Origin of the sequence: Paenibacillus nitricinens, from assembly GCF_052056485.1 — a bacterium.
In the GTDB taxonomy this organism is placed as follows: Bacteria; Bacillota; Bacilli; order Paenibacillales; family Paenibacillaceae; genus Paenibacillus_AQ; species Paenibacillus_AQ nitricinens.
Map to the genome: position 1 here is coordinate 1183311 of NZ_CP183948.1, position 20259 is coordinate 1203569.

The following is a 20259-nucleotide window of genomic DNA, read 5'->3' on the forward strand; positions in this document are numbered from 1 at the left end:
ACTCAATTGGTGCGCGCTGTTTGCTTTTATACTTTTAAACTACTTTCTTATATGTTATAACTAATGCTACATTCTGAAGATCATTTGGCATTTGATTCGTTGAGGGGAGATTTAGTTTTTGCATTCACCACAGACACAAGACAACAAGAATTCGTTATATATCATTTTACTCATTTCGGGGATTGTTCTGGTAGCCTTTAATTTACGCCCTGCGATTACATCGGTAGGTCCATTAGTGGGCATTATTCAAGAAGATGTGGGGCTTGCACACTGGAGTGCAGGTTTATTAATGAGTATACCTTTGATATCCTTCGCTGTTATGTCGTCTCTCGTTCCTAGAATCGCTGCTCGCTCCCCATATAGCAGACAGGTGAAATAATGAACCCTGCTGCTGTATGGGGAGTTTTTTTAAATCGTTTTATTTAAAATACTAAATATCTTTAGCGCTATTTGAATTCGTAGTAATTCTTCCGAATGCTTTAAGTCCAGATTTAGGATTTCTTTTATTTTTTCGATTCGATAGATAAGTGTGTTTCTGTGCAAAAACATAGCCTTCGAAGTTTCGGTGACATTCAGATTGTTAATAAAGTAATTTTCTAAAGTTAGCATGTAGCTTGTACCGTGTAATTGATCATGATCAAAGACTTTACCTAGACACTTCCGGAAAAATTCTTCTAAGGCAACGATTTTGATATTTGCTTCCAACAGATGGTAAACTGAATAATCTTCGAAATGTGAGACCTTGTTTTGAAGGTTTTTTTGTTGCATTAATTTAATCATTTCGTTCGCCTCAGAAAAGCTATTATGCAGCGAGCTGATTGTACTGTATTGCTGACCAATCCCTATTAAGAGTGTTTCTTTCGTTCTTTGGATAAGTACCTCAAGCAGTTCATTTGCATATAACTTGGCATCACTAATCGAAACAGGAGGTCTTTCTTCATTTTGCCCTACTAGAATGATGACTCTGTTGTTTCTATAAAAACACTTAATTTCTCCAATCGCTTTATGCGACAAGTCATAAATGATGTCCACACACTTTTTTGCAATGGACTCCATTTTGTACTTTCCGATAATCATATCTTCAAACTTGTCTGCTTCATTCATTTCAATATTTATCACCATACTGTAATACATATAGCTCGGATTTAATCCATGTAAATAACATAAGGTTTGCAGCGCTTCATGGGATGATATTTTCCCCGAAAGTAAATCATCAATGGAGTCCTGCTTAATTCTTATTTCAAGTTCGCTAATTTCCTTTGCTTTGATCAGCTCAAGTGCCATGATGGTGGAGGCTTGCTGCAAAATAATGTAATCAAATTCTGATAGCTCTTGCACTGTCTGCCAAATCACAATATAGCCGTAAATATAGTTAGAAGCAGCGACAGGAATCACCCGACATTTTATTTCCGCACCTTCTGAATGATAGGTCCTCTTAATAGATTTTTTCATTTCATTTAGATTGGTAGGGATAGTATCGATGAACGCTTTATTAAAAACAGGCTGTCGATTTGAAAAATCAAGATAATACTCGAGAGGACTGTTATTCTTCGCATGTTCTGTGTGATGCAGTAATCGCCAATCCTTGTCTACGACAATAATAGGATTACTAATCGTTTCGGATAACATGGAGGTTATTTTGGCAATACCGCCGCCTTCGAGGGTGATTTTGAAGAACAAGTTATGTATATCTAAAGTCTTTCTATTGAGCAAATCATATCTTCCGGAAACCTTCTCATTAATGATTGAGATCATGTTAGAGAGTGTGTATTCAAAGGGAAGTTCAAGAAGGGGTAACCCATACTTATTGGCTTCATCAATCATGTTCTGAGGAAGCTTGTCAAAGTACCGTTTCATTTTCACAACCAATCCTGAACAGTTCAGCTCCGCAAGTTCCTTAATCATTCGATTTTGTAATTCGGCATTATTTTTAAAGATGTAGCCTGTTGATAAGAGTAGTTCGTTAGGTGAAAGCCAGTCAAAGGCATCAGGATTCTCAATAATGTTAACGATGGATATGGATTTATCAATTCCTTGTTCTCCAGCAACAATTTTTATTCCCTCTATAGCCTTGATCTTTATTAAGTCTTTAACGGTTAGCAATGTTTGGCACACTCCTCAGACACACTTTTAACACATTCCCTTGTATAACATGCACAAATAGGATGCACTCTTTTTAGTTCGCTTAAACGATGACGATCCCTACCAGTATATTATATATTAAGTGCGTAAGGTAGTTACGCTAATAGTTGCCTTTGTACGATGTAACCAAATCATATGATTCAATGCATTCATCCATCTGTTGAAGTGAAAAGGAGGTCAATCACCTTTTTGAAAATATAAGGAATGAAAATAGAGGTGACTCTAGTGAGATTTGCGAAATCCGGTGATGGAGATTTTATTCAACGAATCATTCATCATAAGTTTCATGGCTTTGTTCATAGCACATTTAATCGCACAATCAATATTCAATGTTTGGATCGTGGAGATTTGTATACTATTGCGTGTAAGGGAATCGATAATGCTCCTAATACACTTATTATTGACTTAGAACATTTTGAAGAAGCAGATATCAGGGTGAATGACATTGTAAGTTCGGATCATTCCGTTTTATCAATTGCTAATAAGATGTCTATCACAATGAATGGTGTTAAAAAATGGAATTGTAAACTGCCTAAATATCCTTCAGAAGCTGATGTCTTAATAATGAATGTATCCGTCATGAAGCAATATATTAAACTTCACGGAAATAACAGCAGAATTGAAAGGGCTTTCAAGAGCGGCGATCCTTTTGACGATGAAATGTCTAGAATGCTTCATGAACGGACGCAGTTACTTGTATCGGAATTGCAAAACAAGCGAATCTCTACTGCAATTACACATGCAACTTCGCTCATAGGCCTTGGACCAGGCTTAACGCCAGCCGGCGATGATTTCTTGGTGGGATTGTTTACCGTCATGGGCATCGAGAATCATCAATACTTTTCACACCAATCGTTTTGTGAAGAAGTCGTCTTACATGCGAAGGCTTTAACCAATGATATCAGCTATATGGCATTAGCTAAAGCAGCAGTTGGTCAGGTAAGAGAGTCTATAAGTGACTTAATGGAAGCTTTATTTAGAGGTAGCGAAGAGGAATTACTATTGGCTTTAGATAGGGTACTGGCTATAGGGTCCACTTCGGGTACAGATATCGCCCTAGGAATTGTTGCAGGGCTGGAAATGAACATGTAAATGGGAGGTACAAGTATGACTGTTCAAGTTTTAGTAAAACCAAACACGTATATCGATTCCGTTTCTTTGATGTCACTCTCAACCAAAGCGAATCAGATCGAAATCGTAGAACAAGCCATTATTGCAATGGGGACTGAAATGAATAAAGAGGTCATTAGAAATGTGGGCTTGATGACACCTGAAGTAGAAAGTGCCAAAACAAGTGACTTAGTGATTATTGTGAAGGCTGCCTCTGAAGAGCTATGTGAGGGTGCTTTCGATAGCATCAATGAATTGTTAACGAAAAAGAAAGATTCCTCTAAGGGAAAAAGTGAGGTTAAATACTCAACCATTACCTCAGCTGTAAACGGTACTCCTGAAGCTAACTTAGCGATTATTGCCGTAAATGGGAGCTACGCTCCTAGAGAAGCAAGAAAAGCTCTTGAAAATAATCTTCATGTCATGCTGTTTAGCGACAATGTAAGTATTGAAGATGAAATTGAATTAAAGACTTTAGCCCAAGAAAAAGGCTTGTTAATGATGGGGCCAGACTGTGGGACTGCGATTATTGGCAATGTCGCATTATGCTTTGCAAATGCCGTGAGAAAAGGAAATATCGGGATCGTTGGCGCATCAGGAACAGGTAGCCAAGAGGTAACGGTTCGTATTCATGAATTTGGCGGTGGAATCACACAGTTGATCGGTACAGGCGGCAGAGATCTAAGTGAAGAGGTTGGCGGTATTATGATGCTGGCCGGAATTAAAGCGTTAGAAGAGGACGATGCAACAAAGGTTATTGTTCTCGTATCTAAACCACCAGCACCAAGTGTAGAAGAGAAAGTACTAGCACAAATTAAACAATGTAAAAAACCAGTCGTGGTTTGGTTTGTGGGTGGGAATGAAGAAAAGGTCGCCCAAGCTGGCGGTCATTTTGCAAAAATGTCAAAAGAAGCGGCGCTTAAAGCGGTACTTTTAGCTGGGGCAGACGAATCGATGCTTAACAAACGTACGTTAAATCTCCCGCTTATTGAAGAAGTGCGTGCGAAGTTAAATCCTCAGCAAAAATATATCCGTGGACTATTCAGTGGCGGTACGCTCTGTGATGAAGCGATGCACATTGCTATGGAGAAATTCGATAATGTCTACAGTAACATTCAGAGAGATTCTGAATATCGCTTAAAAGATGTTAGAGTAAGCCAAGCTCATACCTTTATTGACTTCGGAGACGACCAATTTACACAAGGTAAGCCACATCCAATGATAGATCCATCCACTCGGATTGAAAGATTTATTCAAGAAGCAAAAGATCCTTCTGTCGGTGTTATTGTGATGGACTTTGTTCTAGGCTTCGGAGCGCACGAAGATCCTGTAGGCGCAATGCTTCCAGCGATTATCGAAGCGAAGCAAGCCGCTGAAGATGAAGGAAGACATCTAGAGATTATTGGATACATTCTTGGAACCGAGCTGGATAGTCAAAATATTGAAGGTCAAATTAATAAATTGTTAGCTTCTGGTGCTACACATGCTAGCAGCAGTCAGAACGCAGGTCTACTAGCAAGAGAATTCGTTGTGAAAGGAGAATAGTCATGAGTAAAATCAATGCACTTTTTACGAATAAACTAAATGTCATAAATGTAGGCATTGCGAACTTTAGAGATGATTTGTTAAAACAAAACGCGAATGTAACTCACTTGGAGTGGACGCCGCCAGGCAGAGGTAATACAGAATTAATTGCTGCGCTGGATAAGCTTGAAGACCCAAGGGTTACAGCTAAGATTGAAGCTGCTAACAAAGAGGCTGTTGAGCGAATTATTAACTCGCAACCGGTACTGATTGGCTTTGACCAAGCGATCAATGTGGTTCCGGGTATGACGAAAAATACGATTTTACATGCTGGCCCGCCAATCACTTGGGAACGAATGAATGGTCCGATGAAAGGTGCGGTAACAGGGGCTATTGTATTTGAAGGACTTGCCCACAATCTTGAAGAAGCAGCTGTACTAGCCGAGTCTGGAGAGATTATTTTCTCGCCATGTCATGAACATAACTGTGTTGGTTCCATGGCTGGCGTAACATCGGCTTCCATGTTTATGCATATTGTTGAGAATAAAACTTATGGAAATATTGCCTATACAAATTTAAGTGAACAAATGTCCAAAATCCTTCGTATGGGTGCTAATGACGAGAGTGTTATCCAGCGTTTGATTTGGATGCGAGATGTATTGGGTCCAATTTTAAGAGATGCGATGAAGCTAAATCCCAATGGGATTGACTTGCGCCTAATGCTGTCACAAGCCCTTCATATGGGGGACGAGTGTCATAACCGAAATGTAGCTGGAACAACCCTGCTCATTCAAGCGCTAACGCCTTATATTATCCAAACCGATTTCACTGTTGAACAGAAAAAAGAAGTGTTTGAATTCGTTAGCAGCAGCGACTATTTCTCGGGCCCGACGTGGATGGCGCTTTGTAAATGTGCCCTTGATGCTGCGCATGGCATTGAGAATAGTACCATTGTTACCACCATGGCTCGTAACGGAGTGGAATTCGGTATCCGCGTGAGTGGAATCGCTGGGAACGTATGGTTTACAGGTCCAGCACAACAAGTAATAGGTCCTATGTTCGCTGGTTATAAACCTGAGGATTCTGGTCTTGATATTGGTGACAGTGCGATTACGGAGACCTATGGAATTGGCGGATTTGCTATGGCAACTGCACCGGCTATTGTTTCGCTTGTGGGGGGTACCGTTGATGATGCCATCAGCTACACCACAAAAATGGCAGAAATCACAACCACTGAAAATCCTAATGTAACGATTCCAATGCTTGACTTTATAGGGATTCCAACAGGTATTGATATTCAAAAAGTCATCCAAACAGGAATTATGCCGATTATCAATACAGCCATTGCACATAAAGATGCGGGGATTGGAATGATTGGTGCGGGTATTGTTAATCCTCCAATCGAAGCATTTGAACAAGCCTTACTCGCATTAAGTGAAAATATTAAATAAGAAAAGGGCTAATTTGCTTAGCCCACCATTCTTATTTGGAGCTAGACGAACATCTTCGTGCTAGGCTGTGAAGGAGTGAACAATTTTGGATCATCTATCCTTGAATACAAAACTTATTGAAGCGAGTGAACAGGGAGAACTGGCTTTTGTTGAGAAACTATTAGACGAGGGTGCCAGTGTTGATTATAAAGATGCTGCAGGGCGAACAGCGTTAATGGCGGCAACTCAAAACAATCAAATCACGATTGCTAAGAGATTAATTGAAGCAGGAAGTGACGTAAACACTAGAGATATTACACAATTATCGCCGTTTATATGCTCAGCAGCAAATGGATTTTATGAAATTCTGCGTCTCATGATTGCTGGAGGAGCTGATTTGAAGAGCGTAAATCGTTTTGGAGGAACAGCACTGCTACCCTCAAGTGAAAAGGGCTACTTAAAAACCGTGGAAGTATGTATTGATGCCGGGGTTCCTGTGAATCATGTCAACGCCCTAGGTTGGTCAGCACTGCTTGAAGCAGTTATATTGGGCAACGGGGGGCGGCTATATTCTGACATTATTGAAGCACTTGTCCATGCGGGGGCAGATGTGCATTTGCCTGATCGGGATGGGCTCTCATCCCTACAACGTGCCGAAGAGAATGGTCAGCATACAGTGGTGAAGATTCTAGAACAAAGCTTCCAAGAAAATAACGAATATGTGAAGCAGGCAAAGGCTCTTGCTAACAAAGAGCAATATGAAGAAGCTATATCTGTCATGGGCAGGGCGCTGGAAGCGGATGCTGACAACCTGGACTTCATCTATTATAAAGGTTATTTCTTGCAACAAGTAAAGAGATACGAAGAGGCACTTCAGTGCTATGAAAGCGCTTTATCTATGAATCCGATGAATTTAGAATTTTATTTCTATACAGCGAATGCTTTGAGATTGTGGAAAAAACCGGAGGAAGCTCTTCAGGAATATGATAAAGCCTGTGAGCTGGCACCTAATGAAACGTTCTATCGCTACCACAAAACCAATTATTTAAGAGAACTTGGGCGACACCAAGAAGCAGTTATCGAGATGGATAAGCTTCTCGCGCTTCAGCCCCATAGATATGACTTCTCTTTCCATAAAGCGAACAGTCTAAGATCGCTTGGTAAGCATAAAGAGGCCATTGAGGCTATTGAGAACGCCATTAAGAATGATCCAACGAATCCGTTATACCACTCACACAAAAAGCAATCTCTTGAGTTACTCGGTTAGCGTATAAGAATTGCAACATAGGAGGCATCAGATGAAAGAGACTGTAATCGTTGCTATTGGCGGGAACTCATTGGTCAAGGAAAATGGCCTGGATTCGATTCATGACCAATCTGAAGCAGTAAAAGAAGTGGTCGTTAATATTGTTGATATGGTGCAAGAGGGCTACAATGTCGTCGTTACTCATGGTAACGGACCACAGGTAGGGTTTGGACTAAGAAGATCTGAGATTGCACATGAAATTGCCGGCATGTCTCCTATTCCACTAGTGAATTGTGGGGCTGATACACAAGGTGGAATCGGTTATTTAATTCAGCAAGCTTTAATTAATGAATTTGCAGTTAGAGGGATCCATAAGAATGTGGCTACGGTGATTACACAAGTCGAAGTAAGCTCAGAAGATCCTAATTTCAAGAATCCGACGAAACCAGTAGGATCCTTCTTTTCCAAAGAGCAAGCGGAAGAAATGAAAAGAGAACATCCTGAATGGAGCTTTGTAGAAGACTCTGGCCGAGGATATCGTAGAGTAGTTCCGTCCCCAAGACCTATAGATATTGTGGAGAAAGACGCGATTAAGTCATTAATCGACGGGGGCTTTGTCGTTGTTGCTGCAGGTGGTGGAGGTATCGCAGTCGTGAAGGCTGAGGATAACACGTACCAAGGTGTTGATGCAGTCATCGATAAGGATTTTGCAACGAGTCTTTTAGCAGAACAAATCCATGCGGAGACCTTAATTATTACAACGGGAGTGTCCAGAGTATGCATCAACTATGGTAAGCCGAATCAAAAAGAGCTTTCCAAAATGACGGTTGATGAGACTAAACAATATGTGCTAGAAAATCACTTCCCAGCAGGAAGTATGCTGCCTAAAATCGAGGCGAGTTTAAGCTTCTTAGAGAACAGCGGAACGCGAGTTATTATTACGAATCCGGAAAGCTTAAAGGATGCGATGAATGAACAAGCAGGCACTCATATCGTGAAGTAATTTAAGCGAGGGGAAGTGTAGATATGGATCAAGCAAAATTGGAACTAAATTATGACAGGTACAAATCATACGGTTATGGTGAGGAATTACTGCCCAAAAAGCCTGAGCAAAGAGACTGGGGAATGTCCAACTATATCACACTCTGGATGGGCGCTGTCCATAATATTATGTCTTATATGACAGTGGCAGGTTTCTTCGTCCTAGGACTGAATACAACACAGGTGCTTTTTGCCGTTATGCTTTCAGCCATTATTGTCTCTGCATTTTATGCTTTAAATGGGTATTCTGCCTCCAAGTATGGGCTGCCATTTGCGATGCTGCTTCGTGATTCCTTTGGAGTAAAAGGAGCCATAATCCCTGCATTAATACGGGGGCTTATTGCCGGGTTAGTCTTCTTTGGAACCACAACCGTTGTAGGTGCAGAATCATTAAATGTTATATTTGCTAGATTTATTCCGGATTATATGAGTTTAGGCGGCGGGTTTACACTATTCGGGTTAGCATTTCCGACCATGATCTCCTACGCAATTCTTTGGACAGCAACTGTGCTGTTGTTCTTAGGGGGAATGAAAACACTGGGTAAGTTCGGTAACTGGTCATCCCCGGTAGTGTATGTGTTTATTATTGGTGCTGCGCTGTGGGCGATCAAGATTGCTGGAGGGTTTGGCCCGATTTTAGAGTATGTACCGGCGAACCCAACTTCAAGTCCACTAGTCTTTATTGCTTGCGTGAGTGCATTGGTATCTAACTGGGCGGGTCCTGTTGTAAATATGTCTGACTTCACCCATCGTGCGAAATCACCAAGAGCGGCTATGATTGGATTGCCTGTAGGGTTTATCTTGTCTTATATTCTTTTTGCCATCACTTGTGTGGCTTTAATCGCGGGTACTGAAATTGCGTTTGGTGAACCGATCTTCAATATCGTTCATGCCATTGATAAAATTGAAAACACTTTCGCGGTTGTTGTATTGATTCTTGCGCTAAACGTAGGAGCAATCGCCTTCGTAGTGTTTGCCAACTTATTGCCAGCTGGCTTGCAAATGTCATCTCTTTTCCCGAAAAAATTCACTGTAAAGACTGCGGGTGTCTTAACAGCCGTCGTTGGAACTTTGATTTTGCCATGGAAGCTTGTAGAAAGCACTACGACGTTGTTTTATTTCTATAGCTTTATCGGGTCCATCTTTGGTCCAATTGCGGGTATCATGCTTTCAAGCTTCTTTATTCATCGGAAAAGAGTATTAAATCTTGACCATATCTATGTCCCAGCAGGCAGCAACGGTGAATATAAGAATGGTTACAATCCTGTTGCGATGGCTGTTCTAGCAGTCAGCTTCATCCTTCCTATGTCAGGTGCATTTCTTAAGGGTATCCCCTTCCTAGTTAGGATGAATGATTTTGCTTTCTTTAGTGGCTTAATAGTTTCGTTTATTCTATATACCATCTTTAGCAAAAAACTAAAATCATCCTAATTAAACTAGAGGAGGAATTTTGAAATGGATTACATGAAATTGGCCGTAGACGCAACGATCGAGGGTATGAACAAGAAATTCGGGGGCCCGTTTGGGGCAACGATTGTTCGAGGCGATGAAGTAATTGCAGCGGTTAGCAATACGATGATGAGAGATACGGATCCTTCTGCACATGCGGAAATGGTAGCCATCCGAGAAGCATGCAAAAAGCTAGACACCATGGACTTATCGGACTGCGTAATATACGCAACCTGTGAACCCTGTCCAATGTGTATGGGCGCTATCATTTGGTCAGGTGTTAAAGAAGTTCATTATTGCAGCACAAGAGACGATGCGAAAGAGCATGGCTTCTCTGACATCCACCTTCGCGAATATTTTGTGGGGCATGATGAGAGTGTTGTCAATATGATCAAAGTGGAAGCAAGAGAAGATTGCGATCATTTATGGACGCATTTCCACGAATTAAACAAGAAATAATCCAGGCGGTATCCTATATTTTCCGGCACTATTTTAGTGCCGGATTTTCCTGTTCTTTTACAGACTTACTCAGTAAGATGATGCTGGAGGAAATCAATCACCTGATGAAGAGCTTTTTGCACAACAGGGTTATTGAAATCTTTTTCAAATACATGCTCTCCGTTTGGAATAGTAATAAGCTTTGCCGGTACTCCTTCTTTCACTAGCGCAGCCCTCATGAATGCAGATTGTTCATACGGCACATCTACATCGTTCGTTCCATGCAGTAACAATGTTGGGGGGAATTCCTTAGTTACATGATAAATCGGACAGAATTTTAGGAGCTCTTCCTTATGTAGTGAAGGAGTTAAGCCGGTCACTTCTTGGATCCAGTTACCGGACTGTCTAGCATATAAATAAAGAAGGAAGCGCTCATCAACGCTTGCGTTCGTAATGATTTGATCGGACACCGAACGTTTGGCAATTTCCTTAGAGACGATATCTTTTTCAGCGTAGAATTTACTTGGTTCGAGTGCCCACTGTACACTAATATCGCCGTAGCCATAGAAGGAGACAATGGCACGTGGCTTATGGGGGAACATTCCTGTGCACAGCGCAAGAAAACCACCTGCCGAGCTTCCTACCACAGCGATTCTTGAGGGGTCAATGGAGAATTGTTGAGGCCCTTTATTCGCTAACCAAAGAAGGCTATCTTTGACATCTTCTAGAATGTCATTAAGTGTTGACCTAGGGGCTAGTCTATAGTCAATCGAAAATAGTGCAAAACCATTAGTCGTGTAAAGTTGTATCATTTCCTCGGATAAATCTTCTCGATCCCCCCAAAGTAGGCCGCCTCCGTGAATGTACACAATAGCAGGGGCTTGGGGACGGTTTGTTTCATAAAAATCAGCTTTAATGGTAAATTGATCATTTTCTTTAAAAATAATGGTCTTCTTCATAGCTATCCATTACACCTCATCAAGTAAGTGATTTTTAAAGATTAGCGCTACCTCTATTGTATATCTTCACGAATTTGGATGAAACCATAATCATAAATACTCAGGATTGGAGATACTGGCATGGATAGAAAGAGAAGATATCAGGCTTTATTTGATAATATTAATCAATATAACTCGGGTGAGAAGGGCATCACTAGAATTGCCTATACCAATGAAGAGCAGACATGTACAAGTGCTTTTATGCGGATGTGTAAGGCTGAAGATTTAGATATCCGGATGGATCATTGCGGAAATGTGATTGCTAGAAGAAACGGGAAGATAGAAGGGCTCCCACCCGTTGTAATGGGCTCTCACTTGGATACGGTATATCAAGGTGGGAAGTACGATGGTGTAGTGGGTGTAACGGCTGCTTTGGAAGTGATCAAACGTCTAAACGAAAAAGGGATTGAAACGGATCATCCGATCGAAATTATTTCATTTGCCTGTGAAGAATCCTCGCGCTTTGGTATTTCAACAGTTGGCAGCAAAATAATGTCAGGGTTATTTCAGAAGGAGAAATATAGATCTTTGAAGGACAAAGACGGTATTACAATGGAAAAGGCATTTTCGCTATGTGCACTGGATTATAACAGTATTGATCAGGCGAGTAGAGAAAATGAAGAATTAAAAGCGTTTTTTGAATTACATATTGAGCAAGGTCCTGTCTTAATAAACAATAATAAAAAAATTGGAATTGTGACTGGAATTGCTGCACCCGTGAGGCTTCATATTCAAATATCAGGGAAGGCATCCCACTCTGGAACGACACCTATGAATATGAGAAAAGATGCTTTTCTGGGTGCCTCAGAAATAGCACTTGAGCTTGAGAAAGCAGCCAAACTCGAACAAGAATTTGGAACGGTTGCGACGCTAGGGGTGATAGATATCTTGAATGGCGCTATGAACGTGGTTCCGGGAGAAGTGGAAATTAAAATTGATATCAGATCTACTTCAGTGGCATCCAGGAAACGTGTGTTAGACCATTTGTATCAAACAATATCCTTAGTACAAGAAAATAGACAACTTGTAATTGAGAGTACGGAAATTATTTCGGAGGAACCTGTCCTATTATCTGATGAGATCAGTCAGGTTCTAGAATCCATTTGTGAAGAGAAGCGGATATTGAGTCAACGGATGATTAGTGGGGCAGGGCATGATGCCATGAACATGAACAAACTTTGCCCAGTAGGGCTTATCTTTGTTCCTTCTGTAGATGGACTTAGTCATCATCCTAATGAATTTACAGATATGGATGATATCATTATGGGGATTGATATCTTAGAAGAAGCTGTTCTTCGTTATGCGTTTGTAAGACAGACTTAGGTTTATCTTTCACAACCTTGTTCATTATGTTTCTTCACGTACTGAACAAGGCTGTTTTGCATATCGTTTATCGTGGTTTGTTGACAACAACAAAGGAGTGTGTTAAATTTATCTTAAGTTAAAGATAATTAATGTAAAGATAATTATTAGGAATAGTATTCTATGAAGCATAGGATGAAACGGTAGAAAGGGATTTTTTTGAATGATATCTTAACATTAAGATAATTCAATTAATCTTTCTTGATCAGGGAATTATATTACGAAATCAAACTAAACTTTAGGAGTGTATAATCATGAGAAATTTAAAAGGGATCCACCACGTAACAGCCATCACAAGCAGCGCAGAGAAAAACTACGAGTTCTTCACATACGTATTGGGAATGCGTCTAGTGAAGAAAACGGTCAATCAAGACGATATTCAAACGTATCACTTGTTTTTTGCAGATGATAAGGGCAGTGCCGGAACGGATATGACGTTCTTTGACTTCCCTAACATTCCTAAAGGCGTACACGGAACCAATGAAATCGCCAAGACATCCTTCCGGGTGCCAACAGATGCTGCATTAGACTACTGGGTAAAACGTTTTGATCGCCTGGATGTGAAGCATACCGGAATTATAGAGCAGTTTGGTAAAAAGACATTATCCTTCGTGGATTTTGATGACCAACAATATCAACTGATCTCTGATGAATTTAATGAAGGGGTCGCATCAGGAACACCATGGCAAAAAGGACCGATTCCTTTAGCGTTTGCGATTACTGGCTTGGGACCGATCTTTGTACGTATAGCTGATTTCAGTTATTTTAAAGAAATGTTGGAAAGAGTTATGCAGTTTAAAGAAATCGGTCAAGAAGATGCTTATCATTTGTTTGAGGTCGGCGAAGGCGGAAATGGTGCACAAATTATTGTAGAGCATAACGAGGACTTACCGAATTCGCGTCAAGGCTTTGGTACGGTTCACCACGCTGCTTTCAGAGTAGAGGATCGGGCCATGCTGGATGAGTGGACTAAGCATTTTGAAGACTTTGGATTCCGTACCTCAGGTTATGTGGATCGTCATTTCTTCGAGTCGCTGTATACACGTGTTGCTCCGCAAATCCTGTTCGAGCTTGCGACAGATGGACCTGGATTTATGGGAGATGAGGAATACGAAACGGTTGGAGAAAAGCTCTCATTACCACCATTCCTGGAGCCAAAGCGTGAGCAGATTGAGAAGTTAGTGCGGCCTATTGATACCGTCAGAAGCACGATCGATTTTGTGAAAGAGTGAAGAAGGAGCTGGGGAGATTGATTTCGATAGATCCGAAGCACAATAGTGAGCGGGAAAATTATAAGTTATTAATTGGGACTGTTATTCCTAGGCCTATTGCTTTTGTTACCACACAATCAGAAGAGGGCATATTGAATGGTGCGCCGTTTAGCTATTTTAATATCGTCTCTTCTAATCCTCCGATGGTTTCCCTGTCTATTCAAAGACCAGCGGGGCGATTAAAGGATACCGCCCGTAATATTTATAACAATCATCAGTTTGTTGTGCATATTGTGGATGATGAGAATGTTCGGAAGATCAATCAAACCGCTGCCTCATTGCCAAGTGCAGAAAGTGAAATTGAACTAGCGAATCTTACACCGGTCCAAAGTGAAAATGTAGCTGTGCCTGGTGTATTGGAAGCAAAGGTGCGAATGGAGTGTAAGCTTATACAAGCGATACCTCTAGGTGGAGAAGAAGAACCTGGTAGTGATTTGTTCATCGGCGAAATTGTTCAGTTTCACATTGATGAATCGATCTATCAGGAGGGGAGGATTGACCCTAGGGCCTTAAATGCAGTAAGTCGTTTAGCGGGAGCTAATTACGCTACGATTGGTGAGATTTTTGAAATTGAAAGACCGAAATAATAAACTAAGACCTGTTCGTAAGCGATGAAGCCTACCGAGCAGGTCTTTTTGTGGGCTAATTATAGTCATCAGCTATGCCAAGCAAACCGTAAGGTTTTCTCTCGAGGTTTATCTGGACTGATCGTTCCAGATATGTTATATTGCCATTACAGGAGGTGTTACTCATGGCAAGGACAAGAGAGTTTAACGAGGATCAAGCACTACATCAAGCGATGCTGTTGTTTTGGAAAAAGGGTTATGAGGCAACAAGCATACCGGACTTGCTGCAGGTTATGGGCATTAGCCGATCTAGTCTTTACGATACTTTTTCTGACAAGCAAACGTTGTACATTGCCGCACTGGAACATTACAAAAAGGTTAGCTTCAATAGACAGGTCATTCTTGAACGGGCGTCAAGCGTTAGAGCAGGGATTCAACAATTTTTTGAGCAACATATTACTTCAGCGTACGATACGAGCCTACCCGGCGGGTGTTTTGTAACGAATGCAGCTACAACATTAGAGTCGCGGGATGAAAAAATAAATGAATTGATAAAGACTAGTTTTTTGAATTTAGAACAGGCTTTTTGCGAGCTTTTGGAAAAAGGCCGACAATCAGGTGAAATTGATAAAACCACTGATGTCAAAGCGTGGTCTTATTTATTGCTGAATCTACATCAAAGCATAAATATCATGGCAAAAGCAGATCAAGATCAGCAACGTGCCAAAGAGATGATAAGCTTTGTAATTGCAGGAATATAATTTTTTTTTGGTTATTCTGGAACGATCGTTCCGTTATTGTAAATCATCCTTAATGTGAAGAAGAGACTTATGAAAAGTAGTGCAGGAGAAAAATTAAAAGAGGTGTGATAAATCATGGAAATAGGTGTTACTTCGTTCGTAGAAACAAAGCCTGATATTGAGACTGGAATTGTGATGAGTCACGCACAGCGATTACGAGAAGTAGTTGAAGAAATCGTCCTTGCGGATCAGGTGGGACTTGATGTTTTTGGTATTGGTGAGCATCATCGTGAAGATTATGCAGCTTCTTCACCAGCAATTGTGTTGTCCGCTGCTGCGTCCTTAACTAAACGGATTCGCCTGACTAGTGCTGTGACGGTCCTTTCATCTGCTGATCCTGTACGTGTGTTTCAGGATTTCGCTATGCTTGATGGCATCTCCAATGGACGAGCCGAGATTATAGCGGGCCGGGGTTCATTCGTTGAATCCTTTCCGTTGTTTGGTTATGGCTTACATGACTATGATGAGCTATTCAATGAAAATATCGAACTGCTTATGAAAATACGGGAATCCGAGAAAGTAACATGGAAGGGAGGCCATCGGCCAGCAATTCATAATTTGGGCGTATACCCGCGGCCCGTCCAGAACTCTTTACCTATATGGATTGGCAGCGGAGGTACGCAAAGCTCCGCCGTTCGTGCAGGACTTTTGGGTCTGCCATTGATGTTGGCGATCATTGGCGGGAATCCAATGAATTTTGCTCCGCTTGTAGAGCTGTATAAGAAGGCGGCGGCCCGCGCTGGACATGATGTATCACAGCTTCAGGTGGGATCTCATTCGATTGGATTCGTCGCAGAAGATACGGAACGGGCAGCAGATATCTTTTTTCCATCTACCCAGTACGGCATGAACAACCTCGGCAAAGAGCGAGGATGGTCGTATTATGACCGCTCCAGCTATGATGCCGCCCGAAGCTTTGAGGGTGCATTGTACGTTGGAGATCCGGAAACAGTTGCTCAGAAGATCATTCATCTACGGAAGCATGTAGGAATAACACGCTTTATGATGTATGTTCCACTAAGCACGATGCCGCATGAACTTGTGTTGCGGGCAATAGAATTGCTCGGAACGGAGGTTGCTCCACGAGTACGAGAGGAAATTGCTAAGTGGGAAGCTGAGAAGGAATAAGGATTATACAAGCAATCATTATTGTATTGGAGGATTTTCATGAGTATCGATAAACGTATACTACCAGAATTAAGAGAGGCATATTCACAATTTCCAGGGTTTCAATTGGAAGAGAATTTAGAGTGGAGCAGAAGTTTAGTGTCGGCTCCGCCAGTGAAGAGGTCAGAGCATGTAAACACAACCAGTCGAAAAATTCCGGGTGTTGCAGGGGAGATACTGGTAAAAATTTATGAACCTGCTGGGCGAAATGCTGACAAGCTTCCAGCTATGCTGTGGATTCACGGGGGCGGATACGTGTTAGGACATCCTGATATGGACGACGAGTTGTGTGAACGCTTTGTTCAGACGGCTAGATGTGTTGTCGTGTCGGTTGATTATAGGCTGGCACCCGAGCACCCCTATCCAGCTGCAATCGAAGATTGTTATGCTGGCTTAGTATGGATGACGGAGGAAGCGGAATCACTTGGCATTGATGAGAATCGGGTTGCGATTGCTGGTGCAAGCGGTGGCGGCGGGCTGACAGCAGCACTTGCGCTGATGGTACGAGATAAAGGTGGACCATCCATTATCTTTCAGATGCCGTTGTACCCGATGCTCGACAACCGTAACATTACGCCATCAAGCCATGAGATTACGGAAGAAGGTGCAATCTGGAACCGGACGGACAACTTAACGGCTTGGAACATGTACCTGGGCGAGGAGAACGATGCCAGCAGGATATCTTCCTATGCGGTACCAACGAGAGCGGAGAATTTAGCTGGACTGCCACCAACCTATACCTGTGTAGGTCAGCTTGATCTATTCCGAGATGAGACGATCGAATATGTAACACGACTTGCGCAAGCAGGTGTAGATATCGAATTTCACCTGTATCCCGGATGTTTTCATCTTTTCGAAATATTCGTTCCAGAAGCGGAAGTGAGTCAGCGCGCCGTTCAGTGCTATATAGATGCGATGGCCCGGGCACTTCATCCCAAACACCCGCCCTTCCCAAGCGAGAGCTGTTAATAATGCAAGCACAAACCATATGATCATTGCTCCTTGTTGTAGATTGATATCCTCGCTGATTATGCGAGAAAAGACTCTATACAAGGTGGTTATTTCATCACACACAAAAAATACACCCCCTAGAATCGACCGGATAAACCATAGGTTTACAATGTCTATTCTAAGAGGTGTATTTCATCATATTAAAGCGGGTGATCTTAACGAAGCGTCTTGAGCGCACCGCTCCAAGCCAATACTTGATCAAGCATGCCATTTACATTGGTCAGGTGAAGATCCGCTGGTTTGAACACAGAACCGTTCTCGAAATCAGTGAACAGAGACAGAGCCGGATGTACACGAACGTCTGCTACTGACAGTTCTCCCAAAATGCCACGTAAATGCTCAGCTGCACGAGCGCCGCCTACGGAACCATAACTTACGATACCTGCTGCTTTGTTGTTCCAAGCTTCACGCGCGTAATCGAGTGCATTTTTCAGTGATGCAGAAATACTGTGGTTATATTCTTGAACGATAAATACGAAACCGTCTAACGTAGCAAGCTTTGTATTCCAAGCAGTTGCTTGCTCAGTAGCATCTACTTCTCCCATTAGTGGAAGTTTGAAGTCCGCGATATCAACGATCTCATAATTAGCATCTCCACGTGCATCTGCTACCTTTTTAACCCATTCTCCTACTTGTGGGCTTAAACGACCTTGACGAGTACTTCCTAGAATAATTCCGATGTTTAATTTAGACATTGTTTGTTCCTCCTCGATTTTTGTTCTACCAAATAGTTTGGCTAGAAATCCCATGAATTACACAACCTTCAAAAAAATAATCTTAAGAGTGCTTAGCTCTAGTTGTCTTTAAGTTAAGTATCTTTAACATGAGATAATAATACCGTGTTCAGTTTACTTTGTCAAGCAACTTAATAATAGTTAGTTTATAATTTTGTCTCACCTTTACAAATTTAGTTGTCTGGAATATAATTGTTTAAGCAACTATTTAAAACGAAAATGAAATGAGAAGAGGGCTGATCATGACGATAAAGCATAACTCATCTGAACTTACCTTAGGATTTATGATGGGAACGACCTATCGTAAATTAAGTGCGTTATTCCAAAATGGGTTAAAAGAATATGATATAACACCTGAGCAATGGTCAGTTCTGTTTCAAGTCGACAGGACGGAAGGGCTGATTCAGAAGGACATCGCGAAGCGTTCGGGTAAGGATAAACCAACTACGACGCGAATTCTGGATCACTTGGAGGGAAAAGGACTGATCTATAAAAAAACCGGGGAGAATGATCGACGTTCTTTTAAAGTCTATATTACGGAAAAAGGAAGAGCTCTAATTAAGGAAACCTTCCCTATTGAGGATCAGGTCACAGATGAAATTAAGAACTGTATTTCTAGTGATGAATATGAGCAACTCATGGGGTTGCTGCTAAGAATAAACAATCACATTGATCAAATAAATGATGGAGAGTAGGAAGGTAAGTTATGCCAGAACAACAAGAATTACGTACGAAACTTTGGACTAAATCTTTTATTGCTTTAACGTTTAGTGCTTTATTTTTATTTATGAATTTACAGATGCTGCTATCTTCATTTCCGTCTTATGTGAAAAGTGAATTTCAAGCCAGTGATATTATGGTCAGCTTGGTCACAAGTGTATTTGCACTAACTGCGATTGCTTCACGTTTTATGACTGCTTTTCTGATGCGAAAGGTTAGCCGCAATGTATTATTGTATATTGGCTTAGCCATCGCGGCCGCCATAACCGGTCTTTATGTGGCAGCAGATTCAATCGGGTCACTACTGCTGATGCGTGTAGGCTATGGGATTGGATTCGGGATTGCCAGCACGATTATTCCCACAATTGTTTCACAGATTATTCCTAGCAAAAGAATGGGCGAAGGGATCGGCTATTTTGGCTTATCAAGCAGTCTTGCAATGTCCATTGGTCCAATGATTGGTTTGAACGTAATGAAGCATTCGGGGTTTGGAACACTGGCGATGATAGGAACATTCACCCTGCTTCTTGCCTTTCCAGTCCTATTGTTCTCACGTTCGCTTCCAGCTCACCGCAAAAAACAATCGATTGAGCAAACCATTGAATCACCTAAACCTCTCAAGGTTCCTTTTAATAAAAAGTTAGTATTGCCCGCAATTCTGAATGTCCTGCTCGCGATCACTTATGGGGGATTACTTAGTTTTATCGCTTTGTTCGGCGAATCGGTACATTTAGAGCAAGTGGGTTTGTTCTTCTTATTTAACGCAATTACGATCATCATCATTAGACCGATTTCCGGCAGATTATTTGATAAAAGAGGACCCGCTGCTGTTTTGATTCCCGCAGCGTTTTGTGTCGTCGCGAGCTTAGCAGTGCTCTCGTATACAACATCCATGCCAATGCTCATTGTATCGGCATTGCTCTATGGACTCGGCTTTGGAGCTATTCAGCCAACTATACAGGCATGGATGCTTCGAACTTCTACACCTGCACAGTATGGCATGGCAAACAGTATGTTTTATAACTCAACGGATCTAGGGGTAGCGAGTGGAGCCATCATTCTTGGGGCGATTTCGGCAGCATCCAATTATGGGATGATGTATCGTTATTCTGCTGGATTCATGGTGTTGTTTCTAATGATTTATATTGGGATTCAGATTACAAAGTCTAGAAGTAACCCTTCAGCTTTAAGTCAATAAGGGGAATTTCAGATTAAGCTAATCTTTAGGTACTATTCATATCGTTTTAAGC

The 20259-nt window shown here is 41.5% G+C and carries 19 protein-coding genes; 16 read left to right on the forward strand and 3 right to left on the reverse strand.

Features of this window, described 5'->3' with window-relative positions:
• Positions 1 to 118: 118 nt before the first annotated feature.
• Positions 119 to 379, forward strand: coding sequence for a hypothetical protein (locus ACN6KS_RS05235; RefSeq protein WP_440961512.1), 261 nt, complete (start codon positions 119 to 121; stop codon positions 377 to 379).
• Positions 380 to 408: 29 nt separating this feature from the next.
• Here ACN6KS_RS05235 and ACN6KS_RS05240 read toward each other — a convergent pair whose 3' ends face one another.
• Entirely contained in the window at positions 409 to 2103 is a 1695-nt protein-coding gene (locus ACN6KS_RS05240) for a PucR family transcriptional regulator (RefSeq protein ID WP_440961513.1), read from the reverse strand.
• 264 nt (positions 2104 to 2367) lie between these two features.
• On the opposite strand from ACN6KS_RS05240, the gene ACN6KS_RS05245 reads away from it, so the two are divergent.
• From ACN6KS_RS05245 to ACN6KS_RS05275, 7 genes are all read left to right on the forward strand, one after another.
• Positions 2368 to 3234 carry a DUF2877 domain-containing protein gene (locus ACN6KS_RS05245; RefSeq protein ID WP_440961514.1) on the forward strand — a complete coding sequence of 289 codons (867 nt, stop codon included), beginning with the start codon at positions 2368 to 2370 and terminating at the stop codon, positions 3232 to 3234.
• A gap of 15 nt (positions 3235 to 3249) precedes the next feature.
• A complete protein-coding gene (fdrA, locus tag ACN6KS_RS05250; RefSeq protein WP_094872382.1) occupies positions 3250 to 4797 on the forward strand; it encodes an acyl-CoA synthetase FdrA in 1548 nt (515 codons plus the stop codon).
• Between the two features lie 2 nt (positions 4798 to 4799).
• A complete protein-coding gene (locus ACN6KS_RS05255) occupies positions 4800 to 6227 on the forward strand; it encodes a DUF1116 domain-containing protein (RefSeq protein ID WP_094872380.1) in 1428 nt (475 codons plus the stop codon).
• A gap of 85 nt (positions 6228 to 6312) precedes the next feature.
• The gene (locus ACN6KS_RS05260; protein WP_179281676.1) at positions 6313 to 7473 is read left to right on the forward strand and encodes an ankyrin repeat domain-containing protein; all 1161 of its coding nucleotides are present in this window, start codon (positions 6313 to 6315) and stop codon (positions 7471 to 7473) included.
• Positions 7474 to 7504: 31 nt separating this feature from the next.
• Positions 7505 to 8455 (forward strand): carbamate kinase, encoded by a 951-nt coding sequence (arcC, locus tag ACN6KS_RS05265; protein WP_440961515.1) that lies wholly within the window; start codon positions 7505 to 7507, stop codon positions 8453 to 8455.
• Between the two features lie 23 nt (positions 8456 to 8478).
• Positions 8479 to 9924 (forward strand): cytosine permease, encoded by a 1446-nt coding sequence (locus ACN6KS_RS05270; protein ID WP_440961516.1) that lies wholly within the window; start codon positions 8479 to 8481, stop codon positions 9922 to 9924.
• A gap of 24 nt (positions 9925 to 9948) precedes the next feature.
• The gene (locus ACN6KS_RS05275) at positions 9949 to 10401 is read left to right on the forward strand and encodes a nucleoside deaminase (protein WP_042124600.1); all 453 of its coding nucleotides are present in this window, start codon (positions 9949 to 9951) and stop codon (positions 10399 to 10401) included.
• Between the two features lie 65 nt (positions 10402 to 10466).
• Here the strand turns inward: ACN6KS_RS05275 and ACN6KS_RS05280 are convergent, their stop codons facing one another.
• Positions 10467 to 11339, reverse strand: a complete 873-nt coding sequence (locus tag ACN6KS_RS05280; protein WP_440961517.1) for an alpha/beta hydrolase — start codon at positions 11337 to 11339, stop codon at positions 10467 to 10469.
• Positions 11340 to 11459: 120 nt separating this feature from the next.
• Here ACN6KS_RS05280 and ACN6KS_RS05285 point away from each other — a divergent pair, with 120 nt between their 5' ends.
• The 6 genes from ACN6KS_RS05285 (at position 11460) to ACN6KS_RS05310 (ending at position 17513) form a co-directional block, all read left to right on the forward strand.
• Positions 11460 to 12701 carry a M20 family metallo-hydrolase gene (locus ACN6KS_RS05285; RefSeq protein WP_341133860.1) on the forward strand — a complete coding sequence of 414 codons (1242 nt, stop codon included), beginning with the start codon at positions 11460 to 11462 and terminating at the stop codon, positions 12699 to 12701.
• A 293-nt stretch (positions 12702 to 12994) separates the two neighbouring features.
• Positions 12995 to 13972 carry a ring-cleaving dioxygenase gene (locus ACN6KS_RS05290; protein WP_094872371.1) on the forward strand — a complete coding sequence of 326 codons (978 nt, stop codon included), beginning with the start codon at positions 12995 to 12997 and terminating at the stop codon, positions 13970 to 13972.
• A 17-nt stretch (positions 13973 to 13989) separates the two neighbouring features.
• Positions 13990 to 14598 (forward strand): flavin reductase family protein, encoded by a 609-nt coding sequence (locus ACN6KS_RS05295; protein WP_440961518.1) that lies wholly within the window; start codon positions 13990 to 13992, stop codon positions 14596 to 14598.
• A gap of 164 nt (positions 14599 to 14762) precedes the next feature.
• Positions 14763 to 15338: a TetR/AcrR family transcriptional regulator gene (locus ACN6KS_RS05300; RefSeq protein ID WP_143812169.1), complete on the forward strand. Its 576-nt coding sequence runs from the start codon at positions 14763 to 14765 to the stop codon at positions 15336 to 15338.
• Positions 15339 to 15452: 114 nt separating this feature from the next.
• Entirely contained in the window at positions 15453 to 16505 is a 1053-nt protein-coding gene (locus tag ACN6KS_RS05305) for an LLM class flavin-dependent oxidoreductase (protein ID WP_094872368.1), read from the forward strand.
• 39 nt (positions 16506 to 16544) lie between these two features.
• On the forward strand, positions 16545 to 17513 hold the full coding sequence (locus ACN6KS_RS05310; RefSeq protein WP_440961519.1) for an alpha/beta hydrolase: 969 nt from the start codon (positions 16545 to 16547) through the stop codon (positions 17511 to 17513).
• A gap of 197 nt (positions 17514 to 17710) precedes the next feature.
• Here the strand turns inward: ACN6KS_RS05310 and ACN6KS_RS05315 are convergent, their stop codons facing one another.
• Positions 17711 to 18250, reverse strand: coding sequence for an NADPH-dependent FMN reductase (locus ACN6KS_RS05315; RefSeq protein ID WP_042124617.1), 540 nt, complete (start codon positions 18248 to 18250; stop codon positions 17711 to 17713).
• Positions 18251 to 18531: 281 nt separating this feature from the next.
• Between ACN6KS_RS05315 and ACN6KS_RS05320 the strand changes: the two genes are divergently transcribed.
• Both ACN6KS_RS05320 and ACN6KS_RS05325 read left to right on the forward strand, forming a co-directional pair.
• Positions 18532 to 18984 (forward strand): MarR family winged helix-turn-helix transcriptional regulator, encoded by a 453-nt coding sequence (locus ACN6KS_RS05320; RefSeq protein WP_094872365.1) that lies wholly within the window; start codon positions 18532 to 18534, stop codon positions 18982 to 18984.
• Positions 18985 to 18995: 11 nt separating this feature from the next.
• Positions 18996 to 20207: an MFS transporter gene (locus ACN6KS_RS05325; RefSeq protein WP_280787806.1), complete on the forward strand. Its 1212-nt coding sequence runs from the start codon at positions 18996 to 18998 to the stop codon at positions 20205 to 20207.
• Positions 20208 to 20259: the final 52 nt, after the last annotated feature.